The sequence below is a fragment of the uncultured Aggregatibacter sp. genome (assembly GCF_938046485.1).
In the GTDB taxonomy this organism is placed as follows: Bacteria; Pseudomonadota; Gammaproteobacteria; order Enterobacterales; family Pasteurellaceae; genus Aggregatibacter.
Window position 1 is genome coordinate 14441 of the sequence record NZ_CALIWN010000047.1, and the last position, 18766, is coordinate 33206.

The 18766-nt window shown below is 42.3% G+C and carries 20 protein-coding genes; 11 read left to right on the forward strand and 9 right to left on the reverse strand.

Annotated elements, in window-relative coordinates; translation table 11 throughout:
- Positions 1-18: 18 nt before the first annotated feature.
- From Q0203_RS06260 to fis, 5 genes are all read left to right on the forward strand, one after another.
- Positions 19-2583, forward strand: a complete 2565-nt coding sequence (locus Q0203_RS06260) for a penicillin-binding protein 1A (protein WP_297930467.1) — start codon at positions 19-21, stop codon at positions 2581-2583.
- Positions 2584-2682: 99 nt separating this feature from the next.
- Positions 2683-3528: a 23S rRNA (adenine(2030)-N(6))-methyltransferase RlmJ gene (locus Q0203_RS06265; RefSeq protein WP_297930470.1), complete on the forward strand. Its 846-nt coding sequence runs from the start codon at positions 2683-2685 to the stop codon at positions 3526-3528.
- Between the two features lie 108 nt (positions 3529-3636).
- Positions 3637-5007, forward strand: coding sequence for a glutathione-disulfide reductase (gene gorA, locus Q0203_RS06270; protein ID WP_297930473.1), 1371 nt, complete (start codon positions 3637-3639; stop codon positions 5005-5007).
- Between the two features lie 372 nt (positions 5008-5379).
- Positions 5380-6342: a tRNA dihydrouridine synthase DusB gene (gene dusB / locus Q0203_RS06275; protein ID WP_297930476.1), complete on the forward strand. Its 963-nt coding sequence runs from the start codon at positions 5380-5382 to the stop codon at positions 6340-6342.
- A gap of 20 nt (positions 6343-6362) precedes the next feature.
- On the forward strand, positions 6363-6659 hold the full coding sequence (gene fis / locus Q0203_RS06280; protein WP_011608721.1) for a DNA-binding transcriptional regulator Fis: 297 nt from the start codon (positions 6363-6365) through the stop codon (positions 6657-6659).
- A gap of 146 nt (positions 6660-6805) precedes the next feature.
- On the opposite strand, the gene yjgA is transcribed toward fis, so the two are convergent.
- The 5 genes from yjgA to rpmH all read right to left on the reverse strand — a co-directional run bounded on the left by yjgA (position 6806) and on the right by rpmH (position 9817).
- Positions 6806-7345, reverse strand: a complete 540-nt coding sequence (gene yjgA, locus Q0203_RS06285) for a ribosome biogenesis factor YjgA (protein ID WP_297930478.1) — start codon at positions 7343-7345, stop codon at positions 6806-6808.
- A 107-nt stretch (positions 7346-7452) separates the two neighbouring features.
- Positions 7453-9084 carry a membrane protein insertase YidC gene (gene yidC, locus Q0203_RS06290; RefSeq protein WP_297930480.1) on the reverse strand — a complete coding sequence of 544 codons (1632 nt, stop codon included), beginning with the start codon at positions 9082-9084 and terminating at the stop codon, positions 7453-7455.
- On the reverse strand, positions 9084-9347 hold the full coding sequence (yidD, locus tag Q0203_RS06295) for a membrane protein insertion efficiency factor YidD (RefSeq protein WP_297930482.1): 264 nt from the start codon (positions 9345-9347) through the stop codon (positions 9084-9086). The genes yidC and yidD overlap by 1 nt, the downstream gene beginning before the upstream one ends.
- Positions 9311-9670 carry a ribonuclease P protein component gene (gene rnpA / locus Q0203_RS06300; protein ID WP_209363443.1) on the reverse strand — a complete coding sequence of 120 codons (360 nt, stop codon included), beginning with the start codon at positions 9668-9670 and terminating at the stop codon, positions 9311-9313. Before rnpA ends, yidD begins: the two co-directional genes overlap by 37 nt.
- Positions 9671-9682: 12 nt before the next feature.
- On the reverse strand, positions 9683-9817 hold the full coding sequence (rpmH, locus tag Q0203_RS06305) for a 50S ribosomal protein L34 (RefSeq protein WP_007241546.1): 135 nt from the start codon (positions 9815-9817) through the stop codon (positions 9683-9685).
- A 427-nt stretch (positions 9818-10244) separates the two neighbouring features.
- Between rpmH and dnaA the strand changes: the two genes are divergently transcribed.
- From dnaA to recF, 3 genes are read left to right on the forward strand one after another with little or no spacing between them, the layout of a single operon-like run.
- On the forward strand, positions 10245-11606 hold the full coding sequence (gene dnaA, locus Q0203_RS06310) for a chromosomal replication initiator protein DnaA (RefSeq protein ID WP_297930485.1): 1362 nt from the start codon (positions 10245-10247) through the stop codon (positions 11604-11606).
- A 10-nt stretch (positions 11607-11616) separates the two neighbouring features.
- Positions 11617-12717, forward strand: coding sequence for a DNA polymerase III subunit beta (dnaN, locus tag Q0203_RS06315; protein ID WP_297930488.1), 1101 nt, complete (start codon positions 11617-11619; stop codon positions 12715-12717).
- A 3-nt stretch (positions 12718-12720) separates the two neighbouring features.
- Positions 12721-13797: a DNA replication/repair protein RecF gene (gene recF, locus Q0203_RS06320; RefSeq protein ID WP_297930491.1), complete on the forward strand. Its 1077-nt coding sequence runs from the start codon at positions 12721-12723 to the stop codon at positions 13795-13797.
- 45 nt (positions 13798-13842) lie between these two features.
- Here recF and Q0203_RS06325 read toward each other — a convergent pair whose 3' ends face one another.
- Positions 13843-14598 carry a class I SAM-dependent methyltransferase gene (locus tag Q0203_RS06325; RefSeq protein ID WP_297930494.1) on the reverse strand — a complete coding sequence of 252 codons (756 nt, stop codon included), beginning with the start codon at positions 14596-14598 and terminating at the stop codon, positions 13843-13845.
- A gap of 178 nt (positions 14599-14776) precedes the next feature.
- On the opposite strand from Q0203_RS06325, the gene sodC reads away from it, so the two are divergent.
- Entirely contained in the window at positions 14777-15346 is a 570-nt protein-coding gene (sodC, locus tag Q0203_RS06330) for a superoxide dismutase [Cu-Zn] SodC (protein WP_297930497.1), read from the forward strand.
- A 353-nt stretch (positions 15347-15699) separates the two neighbouring features.
- Here sodC and Q0203_RS06335 read toward each other — a convergent pair whose 3' ends face one another.
- The 3 genes from Q0203_RS06335 to rimO all read right to left on the reverse strand — a co-directional run bounded on the left by Q0203_RS06335 (position 15700) and on the right by rimO (position 17910).
- Entirely contained in the window at positions 15700-15918 is a 219-nt protein-coding gene (locus Q0203_RS06335) for a YdcH family protein (protein ID WP_021616303.1), read from the reverse strand.
- A gap of 127 nt (positions 15919-16045) precedes the next feature.
- Complete coding sequence (locus Q0203_RS06340) at positions 16046-16519, reverse strand: low molecular weight protein-tyrosine-phosphatase (RefSeq protein WP_297930500.1); 474 nt, start codon at positions 16517-16519, stop codon at positions 16046-16048.
- Positions 16520-16578: 59 nt separating this feature from the next.
- Positions 16579-17910, reverse strand: a complete 1332-nt coding sequence (gene rimO / locus Q0203_RS06345; RefSeq protein WP_297930503.1) for a 30S ribosomal protein S12 methylthiotransferase RimO — start codon at positions 17908-17910, stop codon at positions 16579-16581.
- 216 nt (positions 17911-18126) lie between these two features.
- Here rimO and Q0203_RS06350 point away from each other — a divergent pair, with 216 nt between their 5' ends.
- Both Q0203_RS06350 and Q0203_RS06355 read left to right on the forward strand, forming a co-directional pair.
- On the forward strand, positions 18127-18411 hold the full coding sequence (locus tag Q0203_RS06350) for a ribosome alternative rescue factor ArfA (protein WP_297930507.1): 285 nt from the start codon (positions 18127-18129) through the stop codon (positions 18409-18411).
- 16 nt (positions 18412-18427) lie between these two features.
- A complete protein-coding gene (locus Q0203_RS06355; protein WP_297930510.1) occupies positions 18428-18724 on the forward strand; it encodes a DUF5377 family protein in 297 nt (98 codons plus the stop codon).
- Positions 18725-18766 lie beyond the last annotated feature (42 nt).

Consider the following 18766-nt stretch of genomic DNA (forward strand, 5'->3'; position numbering starts at 1 on the left):
GTAAGCGAGAAATTTTCGATGCGGATCGCAAAATTAATATTAAGCACCTTGTTAACCTTATTTATTCTGGGCTGTATTGCTGTCGGCATAGTCTATGTCCAGTTCAAGTCAGAGTTACCCGATGTAGAAAGTTTGAAAACGGTGGAGCTGCAACAGCCGATGCAAATTTACACCTCAGACGGTAAGTTAATTGGTGAAGTCGGTGAACAACGTCGTATTCCGGTAAAATTGGAAAATATTCCTGAAAAATTAATTCAAGCCGTATTGGCAACAGAAGATAGCCGTTTTTATGAACATCATGGGTTGGATCCGATCGGGATCGCGCGAGCATTAATGGTGACGATCAATAAAGGTGGCACCTCTCAAGGAGCAAGTACCATTACACAACAATTAGCGCGAAACTTCTTTTTAACATCAGAAAAAACCTTCACGCGTAAAGCCAAAGAAGCGATTTTGGCGATTGAAATTGAAAATGCGTTAAACAAACAAGAAATTTTAGAGCTGTATCTCAATAAAATTTATCTCGGCTACCGTTCTTACGGCGTTGCGGCCGCGGCAAAAACCTATTTTGGTAAGGAATTAAATCAATTAACCTTATCTGAAATGGCTGTCATTGCCGGTTTGCCAAAAGCTCCTTCCACAATGAATCCGCTTTCCTCACCAAAACGTGCTCTGGAACGTCGCAATGTTGTGTTGTGGCGTATGTTGGATCAAAAATACATCACACAACAAGAATACGATGCTGCCCTAAAAGAGCCCATTGTCGCCAGCTATCATGGTGCGAAATTAGATTTTCGAGCGGATTATGTGACAGAAATGGTGCGTCAGGAAATGGTAAAACGCTTTGGTGAAGAAAATGCCTACACCAAAGGTTATCAAGTCTATACCACCGTGCTTTCTAACGACCAAGAAGCCGCACAAAAAGCCGTGCGTGATAATTTAATCGCTTATGATATGCGTCATGGCTACCGTGGCGGTGCGCCATTGTGGAAAAAAGGCGAAACCCCTTGGGATAACGACACCATTATTGGCTTCTTGAAAAAATTACCGAATTCTGAACCGTTTATTCCCGCCGCCGTCATCAGCGTTTCCAAATCCGGCGCAGAATTGCTGTTAGCATCTGAGGAAAAGATGACATTGCCGAGTAGTGCCATGCGTTGGACCGGACAAGCCAATCCAGTAAAAACCGGGGATCAAATTTGGATTCGTAAAAATGACAAAGGTGAATGGGTCTTAGGCCAGATTCCGCAAGCTAACTCCGCGTTAGTGTCATTAAACAGTGACAACGGTGCCATTGAAGCCATTGTGGGCGGTTTTAGTTTTGAACAAAGTAAATTTAACCGTGCAACACAGTCTTTGGTGCAAGTAGGTTCTTCCATTAAACCGTTTATTTATGCAGCGGCTTTAGAAAAAGGCTTAACCCTATCCAGCGTGTTGCAAGATACACCGATTGTATTGAAAAAACCGGGTCAAAAAGAATGGCGACCAAAAAACTCACCGGATCGTTATGATGGCCCGTTACGTTTACGCGTGGGATTAGGCCAATCTAAAAACATGATTGCGATCCGTGCCATGCAAATGACCGGCGTTGATTTCGTGGCGGATTTCTTACAACGTTTCGGTTTCAAGCGGGATCAATATTTTGCCAGTGAAGCGCTTGCATTAGGTGCGGCCTCCTTTACGCCACTCGAAATGGCGCGCGGTTATGCGGTGTTCGATAATGGCGGTTATTTAATCGATCCTTATATTATCAATAAAATCTTAGATAACACCGGCAAGGAAATTTTTGTGGCGAATCCGAAATTAGCTTGCCCAACTTGTGATAATGTGCCGGTTATTTATGGTGAAACAGAAAAGCTAGATGGCTTTAAAAATACGGATTTGACGGTTGCGGATAATTTAAAACGCAGTGATGAGGCGACCAACGGAGAAGAAGAAATCGAGCAAGGGGAAAATGTGCCGGATATTCCGGAATTACAACCGCGTGCTGATGCGATAAAAGAAGAGAATTTGAATTTTATGGCAGACGCGAAAACAAGCTCATCCGCCACACAATATGCCCCACGGGTTATTAGCGGTGAATTAGCCTTCTTAATTCGCAGCGCATTAAATACCGCCATCTATGGTGAACAAGGATTGGGTTGGAAAGGCACCAGTTGGCGTATGGCAAACGACATTAAACGTAAAGACATTGGCGGTAAAACCGGAACGACCAATAACTCCAAGGTCGCATGGTATGCTGGGTTTGGCGCGAACTTAACCACGGCTGTGTATATTGGTTTCGATGACAATAAATTTAATTTAGGCCGTGGCGAAGCCGGTGCGAAAAGTGCGATGCCGGCATGGATAAGTTATATGAAGGCTATTTTGAAAGATATACCTGAGCGTAATTTACCGACACCGGCAAATATTGTGGAAAAACGCATTGATGTGCGTTCTGGTTTGCTAGCTAATGGTGGGCGTGTGGAATATTTTATTAAAGGCACCGAACCAACCCGTGTTTATGTTGAAGAGCGTGGCTATTATGTACCAAGTGAATTATTAAACAATCCTGCCGGTGGTCAACCGGAAGAATTATTCTAGTGTATTATAGGAGGCCCGACAGCTGTTGGGCTTCTTTTTTCTGCACAAAAGTGCGGTGTTTTTTTACAACGTTTTTTGAAACGGTTATAAGTAGGATTTATGCTAAGTTATCGCCATAGTTTTCATGCCGGCAACCATGCGGATGTGTTGAAACATATCGTATTAATGTTGATTGTTGAAAGCCTACAGCAAAAAGAAAAAGGTTTTTATTATTTAGATACCCATGCAGGCGCAGGGCGTTATCGTTTATTTAGTACAGAAGCGGAGAAAACGGCTGAATATATGGACGGCATCGGTCGTTTGTGGGGACGAGAAGATTTACCGCCGGAAGTGGCGCGCTATGTGGCACTGATTAAAAAACTCAACTATGGCGGCAAAGAATTGCGTTATTACGCAGGTTCTCCTTTGTTGGCTGCGAATTTATTACGCCCACAGGATCGTGCGCTGCTGATGGAATTGCACCCAAGCGAGTTTCCTTTGTTACGCAATAATTTCAAAGAATTTGAAAATGTGACGGTGAAAATTGGCGATGGCTTTCAGCAAGTCAAAGCCACATTGCCGCCCAAAGAGCGTCGTGGCTTGGTGCTAATTGACCCACCTTATGAACTGAAAGAAGACTATGATTTGGTGGTGAAAGCCATTGAAGAAGGTTACAAACGTTTTGCAACCGGTGTGTATGCCATTTGGTATCCGGTGGTGTTACGTCAACAAACCAAACGTATTGTAAAAGGCTTAGAAGCCACGGGGATTCGTAAGATTTTGCAAATCGAATTGGCGGTGCGTCCGGATTCTGATCAACGTGGCATGACGGCGAGTGGCATGATTGTGGTGAATCCGCCATGGACGTTGGAACAACAGATGAAATCTATTTTGCCGTATTTAACCACCGCACTTGTGCCGCAAGGTACCGGCAGTTGGTCGGTGAATTGGATTACTCCGGAATAATTCCGTTGACAGAGATAATACCGATTAGACTGATTCATTTATTCAGTTTGCATGAAAAACGCGGTTTATTAGAGAATATGGCGTAATTTTATTTATTAAGGACAGACTATGACAAAACATTATGACTATATTGCCATCGGTGGTGGCAGCGGCGGTATCGGTTCTATTAACCGTGCGGCAAGTTATGGCAAAAAATGTGCCATTATTGAAGCAAAACATTTAGGCGGAACCTGTGTTAACGTGGGTTGCGTGCCGAAAAAAGTAATGTTCTACGGCGCACAAATTGCGGAAGCCATCCATCATTATGCACCGGATTACGGTTTTGATGTGGACGTCAAAAAATTTGATTTCGCCAAGCTAGTGGAAAGCCGTCAAGCCTATATTTCCCGTATTCATACCTCATACGATAACGTGTTGGCAAAAAATAACGTGGATGTGATTCGCGGTTTTGCCAAATTTGTCAATAAAAATACCCTTGAAGTGACTTTTGCCGATGGCTCGACCGAACAGGTAACAGCAGATCATATCTTGATTGCTACCGGCGGACGTCCAAGTATTCCAGCAATAAAAGGCGCAGAATACGGTATTGATTCTAATGGCGTTTTTGCGTTAACCGAGCTGCCTAAACGCATAGCGGTTGTTGGCGCAGGTTATATTGCCGTGGAGTTGGCAGGCGTCTTGAACAGCCTTGGTGTGGAAACCCATTTATTTGTGCGTAAACACGCGCCATTGCGTAATTTTGATCCAATGATGGTGGAAACCTTAGTGGAATCCATGCAACAAGACGGCATTACGCTGCACACTCATGCCATTCCAAAAGAGGTGGTAAAAAATGCAGATGGCTCGGTGACGCTTCACCTCGAAGATGGTCGTGCGCAAACCGTAGATTGCTTGATTTGGGCGATTGGACGTGAGCCGACGACCGATAAAATTAATTTACACGCCGCCGGCGTAGAAGCGAATGAGCGTGGTTTTATCAAGGTGGATAAATACCAAAACACCAATGTGCCGGGCATTTATGCGGTAGGCGATATTATTGAAGGCGGCATTGAACTCACGCCGGTGGCGGTTGCAGCCGGACGTCGTTTATCCGAACGCCTGTTTAACAATAAACCGAACGAACATTTAGACTATAATTTAGTGCCGTCCGTGGTGTTCAGTCATCCGCCAATTGGCACTGTGGGATTAACCGAACCACAAGCCATTGAACAATATGGTGCGGAAAATGTGAAAGTGTATAAATCTTCCTTTACCTCTATGTACACGGCAGTTACCCAACATCGCCAAGCTTGCCGCATGAAATTGGTATGCGTGGGTAAAGAGGAAAAAATCGTAGGCTTACATGGTATCGGTTTTGGCGTGGACGAAATGATCCAAGGTTTTGCCGTGGCGATTAAAATGGGCGCGACAAAAGCGGATTTTGACAACACCGTTGCCATCCACCCGACCGGTTCGGAAGAATTCGTGACCATGCGTTAATACTTCCTGAACAATCACTTTTGGGTCTGAATATTATCAGGCCCTTTATTTTGCGAAAACAATGAGAAAAACGACCGCACTTTGGATGTGCTCGACATCTTCTAAACGCTCATAATAACGAGCATCTGACCACGCCGATTTTTCACCGATTTCCGCCCCTTTTAAAACAACTTTTTCGGCGGATTTTTGAATTTACCATGACTTATTTTGCCTTCATTTCTCCTCGCCTGATTGCCAATTTCACCGGATGCTCAAAAAAATCTATTTTGTATAAAAATTACCCTTTGCAAACGTTCGAAAAGTGCGTATGATAGCGCACCTTGTCGGTTGGCAACCGAGCTTGGTCAAGTCGTTGGAAATTTGGGAGTCATAATGCGGATTGGTCATTATCAATTAAAAAATCGCATTTTATTGGCGCCCATGGCCGGCATTACTGATCAACCTTTTCGTCGAATTTGTGCTACATACGGCGCAGGTTTGACCTTCTCAGAAATGATGTCAACCAACCCGCAGGTGTGGCATACCGAAAAATCGAAATTGCGTCTGGCTCATCACCAAGACGCCGGTATAAATGCCGTACAAATTGCGGGTTCCGATCCCGATGAAATGGCACAAGCCGCTCAATTGAATGTGGAATACGGCGCTCAAATTATTGATATTAATATGGGCTGTCCGGCAAAGAAGGTGAATCGTAAAATGGCGGGCTCCGCACTTTTACAATATCCCCAACTTGTTCGACAAATTCTTGAGTCTGTGGTGAAGTCTGTTGAGGTTCCGGTAACCTTAAAAATTCGCACAGGTTGGGATTTGGAAAATCGAAATTGTGTAGAAATCGCCAAAATCGCGGAACAAAGTGGCATTCAAGCGTTAACCATTCATGGCCGTACCCGCGCCTGCAAATTTGAAGGCGAGGCAGAATATGAACATATTCGATTGGTGAAGCAGCAAGTCACGATTCCGGTGATTGCTAACGGTGATATTACTTCTGCCCAAAAAGCCAAAGCGGTACTCGATGACACGGGTGCTGATGGCATTATGATCGGACGTGGCGCATTAGGCCGACCTTGGTTATTTCAATCCGTGGTTGGGCTAGTGGAACATGATTCGATTATTCAGGCGCCAAGCTTAGAAGAAAAATGTCGTGTAATTTTACAGCATATCCGGGAATTGCATCGCTTTTACGGAGAAGAAAAAGGCTACCGAATTGCACGCAAGCATATTGCTTGGTATTTACAGGACATTCAACCCGATTCTGTTTTTAAACAAGATTTTAATGCGCTCACCTCTGCTTCGGCACAATTGTCCGCATTAGAGCGATTTTTTAGTTTAATTTGATTTAATTAATGGATAGAAAAATGCTAGAACAACGTAATCCGGCAGAAGCATTAACTGTTTCAGTGCTGAATTCTCAATCTCAAGTCACTAACAAACCATTGCGCGACTCTGTAAAACAAGCGTTAAGAAATTATTTATCCCAATTGGACGGTCAAGATGTGAATGATCTGTATGAATTGGTACTGGCAGAAGTCGAACACCCAATGTTAGATATGATTATGCAATATACTCGCGGCAATCAAACTCGTGCTGCAACTATGCTCGGTATTAACCGTGGCACTTTGCGTAAAAAATTAAAAAAATACGGTATGGGTTAGTTTTTAACTGATTTTGATCGTAGCCCTTGTCCCTGTGACAAGGGCTTTTTATTTATTCAATAGTTTATTGTGGTCATAACCAATCCAAAAACCATTTGACTGTATTAAACTCCACATTCACGCTTTCAAAGCCTTATCACCGCCTACTAAAGCGACTCCGTAAGAAAGATCTCCTTTAAACATTGAAAAAGTTCACGATATGCTTTGGCAGGTTTATTTTGCTCTCTTTCTTTTTTGGCTGAACGAATAAGATTGCGTAATTGTTGTCGGTCGGCTTGTGGATAGTCATTAAGTAGGCGGGTTAATGCCGTGTCGCCTTGTTCGATGAGTTCATCACGCAACAATTCTAGTTTGTGTAGGACTATCTGCTGTTGTAAGTGTTTATTTTCAATCTTATCAAGTGCCTCTTGAATAGGTTCAACGTCTGTATTTCGCAATAATTTACCAATATATTGTAACTGGCGACGACGTGCTTCTTTTTGCAGGCGCTGAGCAAGAAAAACCGCCTCTTGTAAGTTATCATCAAGTGGAATTTTGTCTAATTTTGCCGGGGTTAACTCAACCAATTTTTCACCGAGTTTTTTTAATGCTTCGGCATCACGTTTTATTTCACTTTTACTAACCCAAATAATCTCTTCTTGTTCTTCATTTTGCCATTCAAAATCATCTTGTTTGCGTTTTGCCATGTGTTATCTCCGATTCTGTGTCGTTCTTTTGGGAAGTAAGATAAAAAGAGGACTGGTTTCTTAGAAACCAGTCCCGATGTTACTCACTTTCATTGAAAGCGTAAGGTTTATTTTTTATGACGGGTATGTAACCCTTTTTTCTCTAAACCACGATAAATCAGCTGTTGTTGGATAATCGTGATGAGGTTAGATACTAACCAGTAAAGTACTAAGCCAGCCGGGAACCAAAGGAAGAATGCCATGAACATTAACGGCATAAAATTCATGATCTTTTGTTGCATCGGGTCGGCAGCCGGTGTCGGCGACATTTTTTGCAACAAGAACATGGATGCGCCCATTAAGATTGGTAGGATGTAATACGGATCTTGTGCAGACAAGTCTTGAATCCAGCCAAAGAATGGCGCATGGCGTAGTTCAACCGCTTCCATGAACGTCCAGTATAAAGCGATGAAAATCGGCATTTGTAACAATAACGGGAAGCAACCGCCTAATGGATTCACTTTTTCGTCGCGATACAATTTCATCATTTCTTCGCTCATGCGTTGACGATCATCACCGAAACGTTCGCGCATTTCTTGCAATTTCGGTTGTAACATACGCATTTTGGCCATAGACGTGTATTGCGCTTTCGTAAGCGGATATAAAATGGCTTTCACGATTAATGTAATACAGATAATGGCAACGCCCCAGTTATGGACTAATTGCTGAATAAACGTAAGTAACCAGAAAAGCGGTTTTGCAATGAACCATGCCCAACCATAGTCCACGGTTAAATCTAAATGATCGGCCACTTTTGCCATTTCATTTTGTAATTTTGGACCTGTCCATAATTTGCTGGTTAAGGTTTCAGAGCTATGTGGTTGAATCACTACCGCCGGACTACGATAACCAATTGAGCCGACATTATTAGCTTTATCCGTTCGGGTATAAAGCTGGTTATCTACATCTTGATTTGGGATCCAAGCAGAAACAAAGTAATGCTGTAATACCGCAACCCAACCAGCTTTTGTTTGAATAGAGAGATCGGCATTTTCCATATCGCTGAAACTGTATTTTTTGTAGTTAGTTTCAGAAGAAGAATAAGCACCACCCGTGTAGGTCGGCATTGCTATGCTATCGGAACTGTCCACTAAACGATGCTTTAATTGAGCATAAGGTTCAACTTCAATTGCCGCATCACTTTGGTTATTAATTTCATAATTAACCGCAACCGCATATTCGCCACGTTTCAACACAAAAATTTTGCGATAGGTTACCCCGTTACGCTCATAGGTAAAAGGAACCACCAATTCATTTTGTCCTTCTGCCAATTTAAAGGTATCGCCTTCCACTTGGTATAAGGCACGTTCAGCTTTGGTATCAATGCCGTCTTTACCAATTAACCCACTTTGCGCAACATACTGGTGTTCCGGTGTATTTTGTAATAATACGAATGGCGTATTAGAATTCAATTCGGCATCGTATTTTAATAATTCTGAACGGATAACATCACCACCAGCTGTATTGATTTGCAAGCGGAATACATCATTTTCTAAGGTGATAATACGACCGTTGGTTGAGGTTTCGTTTGTTGCTGCAACGGCATTTAAATTTGCTGAAGAGGGAACATCAGAAACGGCATTTTTTACTTGCTCGGTAACCGTTGGTTTTGGCGTGTGATAATCAAGTTGCCATTGCTGATAAACAACAAAAGACATAAAGAGTAGTGCGATGACTAGCAGGCTTCGTCTTGAATCCATTATTTATTCTCTGTTTTGTTATTATTGATCTTTGGTGGAACAGGATCGTATCCACCCGCGTGTAAGGGATGACATTTTAATATACGTTTTATCGTAAGCCAACCTCCTTTTACCATGCCATGGTTTTTTAACGCCTCAATGCCATAGGAGGAACAAGTCGGAGTAAAACGGCAACGAGGGCCGATTAATGGGCTGATAACAACTTGATAGAACCGAATGAATCCGATCAGGATTTTTGCGCCAAACGAATGTGTCGTTGCCATAATTTATCCAGTATTTGCCATAAAGTGCGGTTGTCTAAACGACCAATTCCTTGTTTAGCGACAACAACAAAATCATAAGACGGTAAACGGTGTTGGCTCAAACGAAAGGATTCACGGCATAAACGCTTAATACGATTACGATCATGGGCACGTTTGAGGTGTTTTTTTGCCACAGTTAAACCTAAGCGTGGGTGCTCAAGGTGATTTTGGCGAGCAAGAATGGTGATTTCAGGTGAACTAGCGCGAAACGGCTGTTGGAAGACGTATTTAAAATGTTCGGGAGTTAACAAACGTAACTCCCTAGGAAAGTTTAGCTTAACCACATTAATATGCGATTAGGCAGATAAACTTTTACGACCTTTAGCACGACGACGAGCTAAAACTTGACGGCCATTTTTAGTTGCCATACGAGCACGAAAACCGTGAGTACGGTTACGTTTTAATACAGAAGGTTGAAATGTGCGTTTCATTATAATGTACCTAAGTCAAAGAGTTTCAGTAACTGTTTCTACTTTAAACGTTGGGAAACGTTTAAATAAACAAAGATTATCAAAAAATAAGGAACGGAATTGTAATCATAAATTCATCGTTCGTCAAATGAGATTAGGGCAAAACACGGCAACCCGTTCATTTTTCCATCACTCACAGCATTTAAAAGCGAGGCGATTATACGGTTTTGGCTAAAAATGGCAAGCAACCTTTTTTGCTTTTTTTGATCGTGGGTTGAAGATCTTTTTCTCCCTTTATTGTAGAATAATTCCCTTTCCAACCGCACTTTCAGCCGAAGATCCGCGTTTTAGGATGTTCGGTTGCCTAGGCTACATAAAAACAAACATATCGCCGGTTGGTTAAACACCTATGAAAATCATCAATTACTATTAATTAGGGATACATAAAGTGGAAAACCGGTCTGATGCACTTTGGCAAAGCTGTTTGTTACAAATTCAAGATAAAATTCCTGCAGACGATTTCAAAATTTGGCTTTATCCGTTGCAAGCAGAGGCAACGGCTGAGAGCCTTTTGCTTTATGCGTCAAATGCCTTTGTGCAAAAATGGGTGATCGATAATTACCTGCCATTAATTCTAGATGTTGCCCGTCAAGCCAGCGCAAACCCCAATCTCAATGTATCTGTTATTGAAGGCATTAAACCCACTGCACCAAAAGTAGAGAAACCTACGAAAAAACAAAGTGCGGTCGGTTTTTCGGAAGAAAAAAACACCAGTAAAACGCCTTACAATTCCAACTTAAACACTAAATTGGTGTTTGATAACTTCGTTGAGGGGAAATCTAACCAACTGGCACGTGCTGTGGCACAAAAAGTGGCAGATAATCCCGGCGAACAAACCGCAAATCCACTTTTCTTATACGGTGGTACTGGCTTAGGTAAAACCCACTTGTTGCACGCCATCGGCAACGGCATTATCGCCAATAATCCGGAGGCGCGCGTGGTATATATTCACTCCGAGCGTTTTGTGCAACAGGTTGTGGCGTATATTCGTGACAACAAAATGGAAGAATTTAAAAAATTCTACCGCTCTTTAGATGCGTTGTTAGTGGATGACATTCAATTTTTCAGCGATAAAGAAAAAACCCAAGAGGAATTCTTCCATATTTTCAATACCTTATTTGAACGTGGTCGCCAAATCATTTTGACTTCAGATCGTTATCCGCGGGAAATTGAAAAAATTGAAGAACGCCTAAAATCTCGTTTTGGCTGGGGACTGACAACCGCCATTGAACCACCAGATCTTGAAACCCGTGTTGCCATTTTGATGAAAAAAGCGGAAGAAAATAACGTGAATTTACCCCACGATGTGGCGTTTTTCATCGGTCAAAAATTACGCACCAATGTGCGAGAATTGGAAGGCGCCTTAAATCGAGTGAAAGCCATGCAGGAATTTAAAGGTGAACCGATTACTATCGATTTTGTGCGTGAAACCCTGAAAGATATGTTGGCACTGCAAGATAAGTTAGTCACGGTTGACAATATTCAAAAAGTGGTGGCGGAATACTACCGCATTAAAGTCTCCGATTTAAAATCAAAAAACCGCTCCCGCTCAGTGGCTCGTCCGCGCCAAGTGGCAATGGCGTTAGCAAAAGAATTGACCAACCGCAGCCTGCCGGAAATCGGTAAGTCTTTCGGGGATCGCGATCACACGACGGTATTACACGCATGTCGTAAAGTCGTTGAATTACGGGAATCCGAGCTGGATATCCAAGAAGATTGGGCTAATTTAATTCGAATTTTATCCGTATAGGAGTCACCAAATGCAATTTATTATTTCCCGCGAAAATTTATTGAAGCCATTGCAACAAGTGTGTGGCGTATTAAATAGTCGCCCGAATATTCCCGTGTTAAATAACGTCTTATTACACATTGAGAATCATCAATTAACCATTACCGGCACGGATTTAGAAGTGGAGCTTTCCACCAAAACACCATTGCTTCATGCCGAACAAGATGGCAAATTCACCATGCCGGCAAAGAAATTCTTAGATATTTGCCGTAGTTTGCCGGAGAATGCGGAAATTACCGTCACATTTGAAGAAGATCGCACCATTGTGCGTTCTGATCGCAGTAAGTTTAATTTATCCACGTTACCCGCGGAAGATTATCCGAATCTCACGGATTGGCAATCAGAAGTCGATTTCACTCTTGAGCAAGCGACGCTACGCCGTTTGATTGAAGCCACCCAATTTTCCATGGCAAATCAAGACGCGCGCTATTTCTTAAATGGCATGAAATTTGAAACGGAAGGTAATTTATTACGCACCGTTGCAACCGATGGGCACCGTTTGGCGGTTTGTACTATTCCATTAGAACAAGATTTACAAACCCATTCGGTGATTTTACCGCGTAAAGGCGTGTTAGAACTGGCACGTTTGTTGGAACCAAGCGATCAACCGGCGCGTTTGCAAATCGGTACCAATAACCTGCGCATTCAATTAAACAATATTACATTCACATCAAAACTCATTGACGGTCGTTTCCCTGATTATCGTCGTGTGTTGCCACGCAATGCAACCCGCATCGTTGAGGCCGGTTGGGAAATCTTAAAACAAGCCTTTGTACGCGCGGCAATTTTATCTAACGAACGTTTCCGTAGCGTACGTTTACAACTCAGTGAAAACCAACTGAAAATCACCGCCACCAACCCGGAACAAGAAGTGGCAGAAGAAATTATCGATGTCTCTTACAGTGGCGAAGAAATGGAAGTGGGCTTTAACGTCAGCTATATTCTTGATGTGTTGAATGCGTTGAAATGCAATCAAGTGCGTATGCGCTTAACCGATGCTTCTTCCAGCTGCTTAATTGAAGATTGTGAAGATGCTAGCGCAGAATATGTGATTATGCCGATGCGCTTATAATCTATGGCAATTTCACGTTTAACCGTTGAAAATTTTCGTAATTTACAAGCCGTGGATCTGGAATTGGATCACGGCTTTAACTTTTTGGTTGGCAATAACGGTAGTGGCAAAACCAGCTTGCTGGAAGCCATTTTCTATTTAGGTCACGGACGCTCTTTTAAAAGTGCGGTCAGTAATCGGATTATTTCTTACGATCAGCCGCACTTTACCCTCTTCGGGCAAATTCAAGAACAGCAACATCAATGGTCGGTAGGCTTGCAAAAACTACGCCAAGGCAATACGCTCGTAAAAATCAATGGCGAAGACGGCAATAAAATTTCCGACCTCGCACACTTGCTCCCTATGCAAATCATCACGCCGGAAGGTTTAAATTTGCTCAACGGCGGCCCAAGCTATCGTCGCGCCTTTCTTGATTGGGGCTTATTTCATCATCACGTGAGTTTTTATAACCTGTGGGCGAGTTTAAGCCGTTTACTCAAACAACGAAATGCCGCCTTACAGCAAGTTTCCGGTTATCAACAAATGAAAATTTGGGACGTGGAATTAGTCAAACTTGCCGAGCAGGTAAGTCTGCTCAGGGCCGAATATGCCCAAGCTTTGCAACCGGAAATTGAACAAACTTGCCGTTTATTCCTGCCGGAACTAGACATTAGCGTGAGCTTTCATCAAGGGTGGGAAAAAGAACAAAACTACGCAGAATTATTGGCGCGTAATTTCGAACGGGATCGTGCATTAGGCTATACGGTTTCCGGTCCACAAAAAGCCGATTTTCGCTTTAAAGCTAACGGATTGCCGGTGGAAGATATTTTATCACGCGGTCAGTTGAAATTATTAATGTGCGCACTGCGTTTAGCTCAAGGTGAACATTTGATGCAACAAAAACAACGCCACTGTATTTTCCTGATTGATGACTTTGCCTCAGAACTGGATCAAACTAAACGCAGTCTTCTTGCTGAACGCTTACAAAACAGTGGCTCCCAAGTTTTTGTCACCGCCATTACACAAAACCAGCTCAAAGAAATGCAACCGAAAAAGCACCGCACTTTTAAGATCGAATCAGGCAAAATTGAATCATTATAAAAGAAATTAGCCTCCAGTTTGGGAGGCTAATCTCAAGAAAGTAAATCACTTCTGACTACAAACCGCAATAAAATGTAATTTATGCTCAGGGTCATTAAACGTGCTAAACATTTTCTTAAACTGCTCACGATTTTCCGCTTTCATGGCATTTTTAATGATTTTCAGTGTACCTAACACGCCTTCGTCATAGATCATGCCTTTTGGCGACAACAGTGTCATCTCACCGGAAAAGGTTTCGATATTACGAAAACCACTGTCTAAAAACACCTGTTTCCAACCGTCTTTGGTTAATGGCGTGACCGTCACATTGATGGCATTGCGCATATTTTCCAAAATGGTTTTATGGTCATCCCCCACTAACATCACATCATGAGTCAGCAAAAAGCCACCCGGTTTCAATACGCGAAAATATTCAGCAACCGCCTTCATTTTGGCCTCAACAGGCAGCATGGTAAGCATCGCCTCATTAATCACAATATCAAAGGTATTGTCTTCAAAAGGCAATTTCATGGCATTGGCGCGCTGCACATGGATTTTATCCTGTAAATTATTTGCAGCAATATTGGCTCTAGCTTTTTCCAAGGCGTTTTCATCTAAATCAACACCTTCAATCTGACAACCATATTGTTTTGCCAAGCCAATGGCGGTGGTACACATATTACAGGCCACTTCGAGGACTTTTTTATCTTTATTAAAATCACCGCTTGCAATCAACCAATCGGTAGCTTTACGACCGCCCGGGCGCAAACGGGTTTTACCTAAACGTGCCAAAAAATTATGACCGACTTCTTCTTTAGCCATCTGATTTCTCCTAAATAAAATAGCAATGACGCCTATTATAAATAAATCTCATTTCGATTAAAGAAAAAAGATAAAAAATTCAAATGTCGTTGATAGTCAATAACATTCTAAAAATGCTCGATTTATGCCTTATTTTAGTTAGAATATAAGAGATTTTTAACATAAAAGGAGTAAACAAATGAAATTTAAAACTCTCTTAGCTGTAAGCATCAGCGCAATCTGTGCTGCAAGCATGGCGAACGCCCATGAACACAAACACGATCACATGGCGCCTGCCGGTGCTTCTATTGAAGTAAAAGTACAACAACTTGACCCGGTTAACGGTAATAAAGATGTGGGGACCGTTACCATTACTGAATCCAATTACGGTTTAGTATTTACCCCGAATTTACAAGGATTAAGCGAAGGATTGCATGGTTTCCATATTCATGAAAATCCAAGTTGTGAACCCAAAGAAAAAGAAGGAAAACTCACCGCGGGCTTAGGCGCTGGCGGTCACTGGGATCCTAAAGGCACAAAACAACATGGCTATCCATGGCAAGATGACGCCCATTTAGGGGATCTACCGGCATTAACCGTATTACATGACGGCACAGCGACTAACCCTGTTCTTGCACCACGTATCAAACACCTTGATGACGTTCGTGGTCATTCCATCATGATCCATGTAGGCGGCGACAACCACTCTGACCACCCTGCTCCACTTGGTGGTGGCGGTGCACGTATGGCATGTGGTGTAATTAAATAAGCCAACGACGAGACACCAAAAGTGCGGTGGAAAATAATTAAGAATTGAATCCACCCACGAAAAACGAGGCAATAAAATTAAGGACTGACAACGATATTACATCGAAATCAGTCCTTTTTATTTCTGTTGAAGTGAGCTGCGATATGATCACTTAACGTAATGCTAACAACCTCAGTGCTTGTCTTTCTTACAATGATTAAGCGCCATCATGCACGTTTCTACATTAGATTCCGTGCCGTGGCGCTTAAATCTTACTTAAGACACGTTGGCATAATGAGCCTCATCGTGCCGCAATCAGCGATAAATTGCTGAGTTTTTGACCGCACTTTACACGTGCATTCTCTGCCATTAACTTATTTGGCGTCAGCCTTTTTCAACACTTCGTACATGGCATCTTTTAAGCGTAATTTTTCCTTCTTCAACAATTCCACTTCATTGTGCGTGCCCAATTCAATATTGGATTCGATGTTTTTAATACGTTGATCGAGCTCATTATGTTTATCAAACAAATTGGCAAAATGTGCATCTTCAGTTTTAAGTTTAGTAATTAGATCTCTAAATTCAGGAAACATAGTGGAAATACCTCATATCAAGTTTTGATTCGACATAACGACTGTTATGCTAGGATTATAGTAGCAAATCTCACTGAAAATAAATGTGCGAGAGATCACAAAATAAGTGTATAACGTATAATGCCTATTACAGTCTGTGTTCTTGCTTAATTTTATCTAACAACGCATCGCAACACGCATCTAATAATTCATAGGTTTGATTGAAATTTTTGGTAAACCACGGATCCGGAATGTGATCGATGCCTAAATCTGGGCAAAGTGCGGTGATTTGAAACAGTTTTTCCGGATGATGTCCAAATAGCGTTTCCAAATCCCGTAGATTCTCATTATCCATGGCAATCAGATAATCAAAATCTGCCCAATCTTTTGACCGCACTTTACGGCTGACAAAATCATTCGACGCGATTTTATGTTGATCCAGTATGTCGGCAGTGCCGCAGTGCATGCCTTCGCCATCGTGCCAACCGGAAGTGCCGGCGCTGGCAGTCAGGATTTTGTGCTGTAAATGAGCTTGTTTGATTTTTTCCCGCATGACGTATTCTGCCATCGGAGAACGACAAATATTGCCTAAACAGACGAAAAGGATTTTGATTGGTTGCATTTTTTTCTCTCTCAAAAGTCATAAAAAAATCCTCATGGCGAGGATTTTTGTTGAAGGGATTAACAAGTTCCCCATAAATCGTATTCATCGGCATCCGTAATCTGCACAGAAATAACGTCACCAATATTGACCGCACTTTGGCTTTGATTGTTCACATACACCAAGCCATCAATTTCCGGCGCATCTGCCATGGAACGACCAATAACGCCTTCTTCGTTGATTTCATCCACAATGACTTTCAACGTTTTGCCGATTTTTTGTTGTAAGCGAGCCGCGGAAATGGCTTGTTGGAGTTGCATGAAACGATGATAACGTTCTTCTTTCACGTCTTCCGGTACTTGATCCGGCATCTCTGTCGCTGGCGCACCTTCTACCGGACTGAATTTGAAACAGCCTACGCGATCTAGCTGTGCCTCTTTCAAGAAATCCAACAGCATTTGGAAATCCTCTTCCGTTTCCCCCGGGAAACCAACGATAAAGGTGGAGCGCAAGGTTAATTCCGGGCAAATTTCACGCCAAGCTTTAATGCGCTCTAAAGTGCGGTCGATTTTGCCGGGTCTTTTCATGGCTTTCAGAATTTTCGGGCTGGCGTGTTGCAACGGAATGTCCAAATAAGGCAACAGCTTGCCTTCCGCCATCAGTGGAATCAATTCGTCCACATGTGGATACGGATAAACATAGTGCAAGCGAACCCAAATGCCCAAATTGCCTAATTGGCGACACAAGCTGATTAAATTGTTTTTAATCGGCATACCGTTCCAGAAGACGGTTTTATTTTGGTTTTCTTTGGTTTGATCTAAGGCGTAAGCGGAGGTGTCTTGGGACACGATTAACAGCTCTTTTACGCCGGCATCCACTAAACGTTTGGCTTCATCCAAAACTTGAGTAATCGGACGGCTATCTAAATCGCCACGCATGGATGGGATAATACAGAACGTGCAACGATGGTCGCAGCCTTCGGAAATTTTTAAATAGGCGTAATGTTTTGGTGTAAGTTTCACACCTTGCGCCGGCAGCAGGCTTTCATACGGATTATAGGCCGGTTTCGGTACATATTTTTGCACCTGGTTCATCACGGTTTCATAACTGTGCGGACCGCTGATTTCCAACACTTTCGGATGAACTTGGCGAATTTGATCTTCTTTCGCACCAAGGCAGCCGGTCACAATCACTTTGCCGTTTTCTTCCAAGGCTTCGCCAATAGCTTCCAAAGATTCTTGTACGGCGCTGTCAATAAAGCCGCAAGTATTCACGATCACTAAATCGGCGTTTTCATAGCTTGGAATAATGTTATAACCGTTGGAACGTAATTCCGTCAGAATACGTTCTGAATCCACTAAATTTTTCGGACAGCCAAGGCTGACAAAGCCGATGTTTGGGGTAGAACTCATAAATTTTCTCAAAAAGTCTATCGAGGGTAATAAAAAAGGGGCTAATTCTACCTTTTTTTGTACAAAAAGGCGACAGTGAAATGCCAATAAAAATCGGGTTTTCACGTTTTGCTTTCCGTGCAATGACTTTTCATTTCAGCGGAATCCGCTATAATGTGTGCCGTTTTTTAGCCCTTAAAAAAACACATTCTATTTTTATTCACAAGAGGAAAAATCATGGCAAAACAAAAACATGCCTTGCAGACACCGCCCCAAAATTCGCAAGGAACGATGACCTATCAGCATCAGCGCGGTGTGATTAAAGAGAATGCGATTCAAGCGTTATTACACGATAAACTCTTTCGCCAACTCGTTGAACGAAATAAGAAAGGCAAAGGCAGCTATCAACGTCAAGCGAAACACACGAATCGTTATTACGAAAAGCCCGATAATAAGATTTCTATGATAAGAGATTTTATTATCGGGCTTTTTTCTATTCGTAAAGTTTATGTAATGTATTGATATGAATGAGGTTATTATGACAGTGAAAACAGAAATTTTATTTAACAACACATGGAACGTCAGAATCAGCGATCCGGGCGAAGAAGGCGCGAAAAGCCACTTTTTTGAAACCATTTATGTGACCTTAGAAGCACACATCAACGGCAATGAAACAAACTATACCTTTACCCGCAAAGTGGAAGACCAAATTAAAATCAAAAAAGACTTCACCGATTTGGATGAATTATTCATTTATTTAAGCGAGCAAATCTCTCCGGTAGCATTGGGGTATTTAGGGATTAAAATCGGCAATTTAGGGCTGGTAAAAGATTAACTGATAAAAAAGAAACCCAATATCACATCGGGTTTCTTTTTA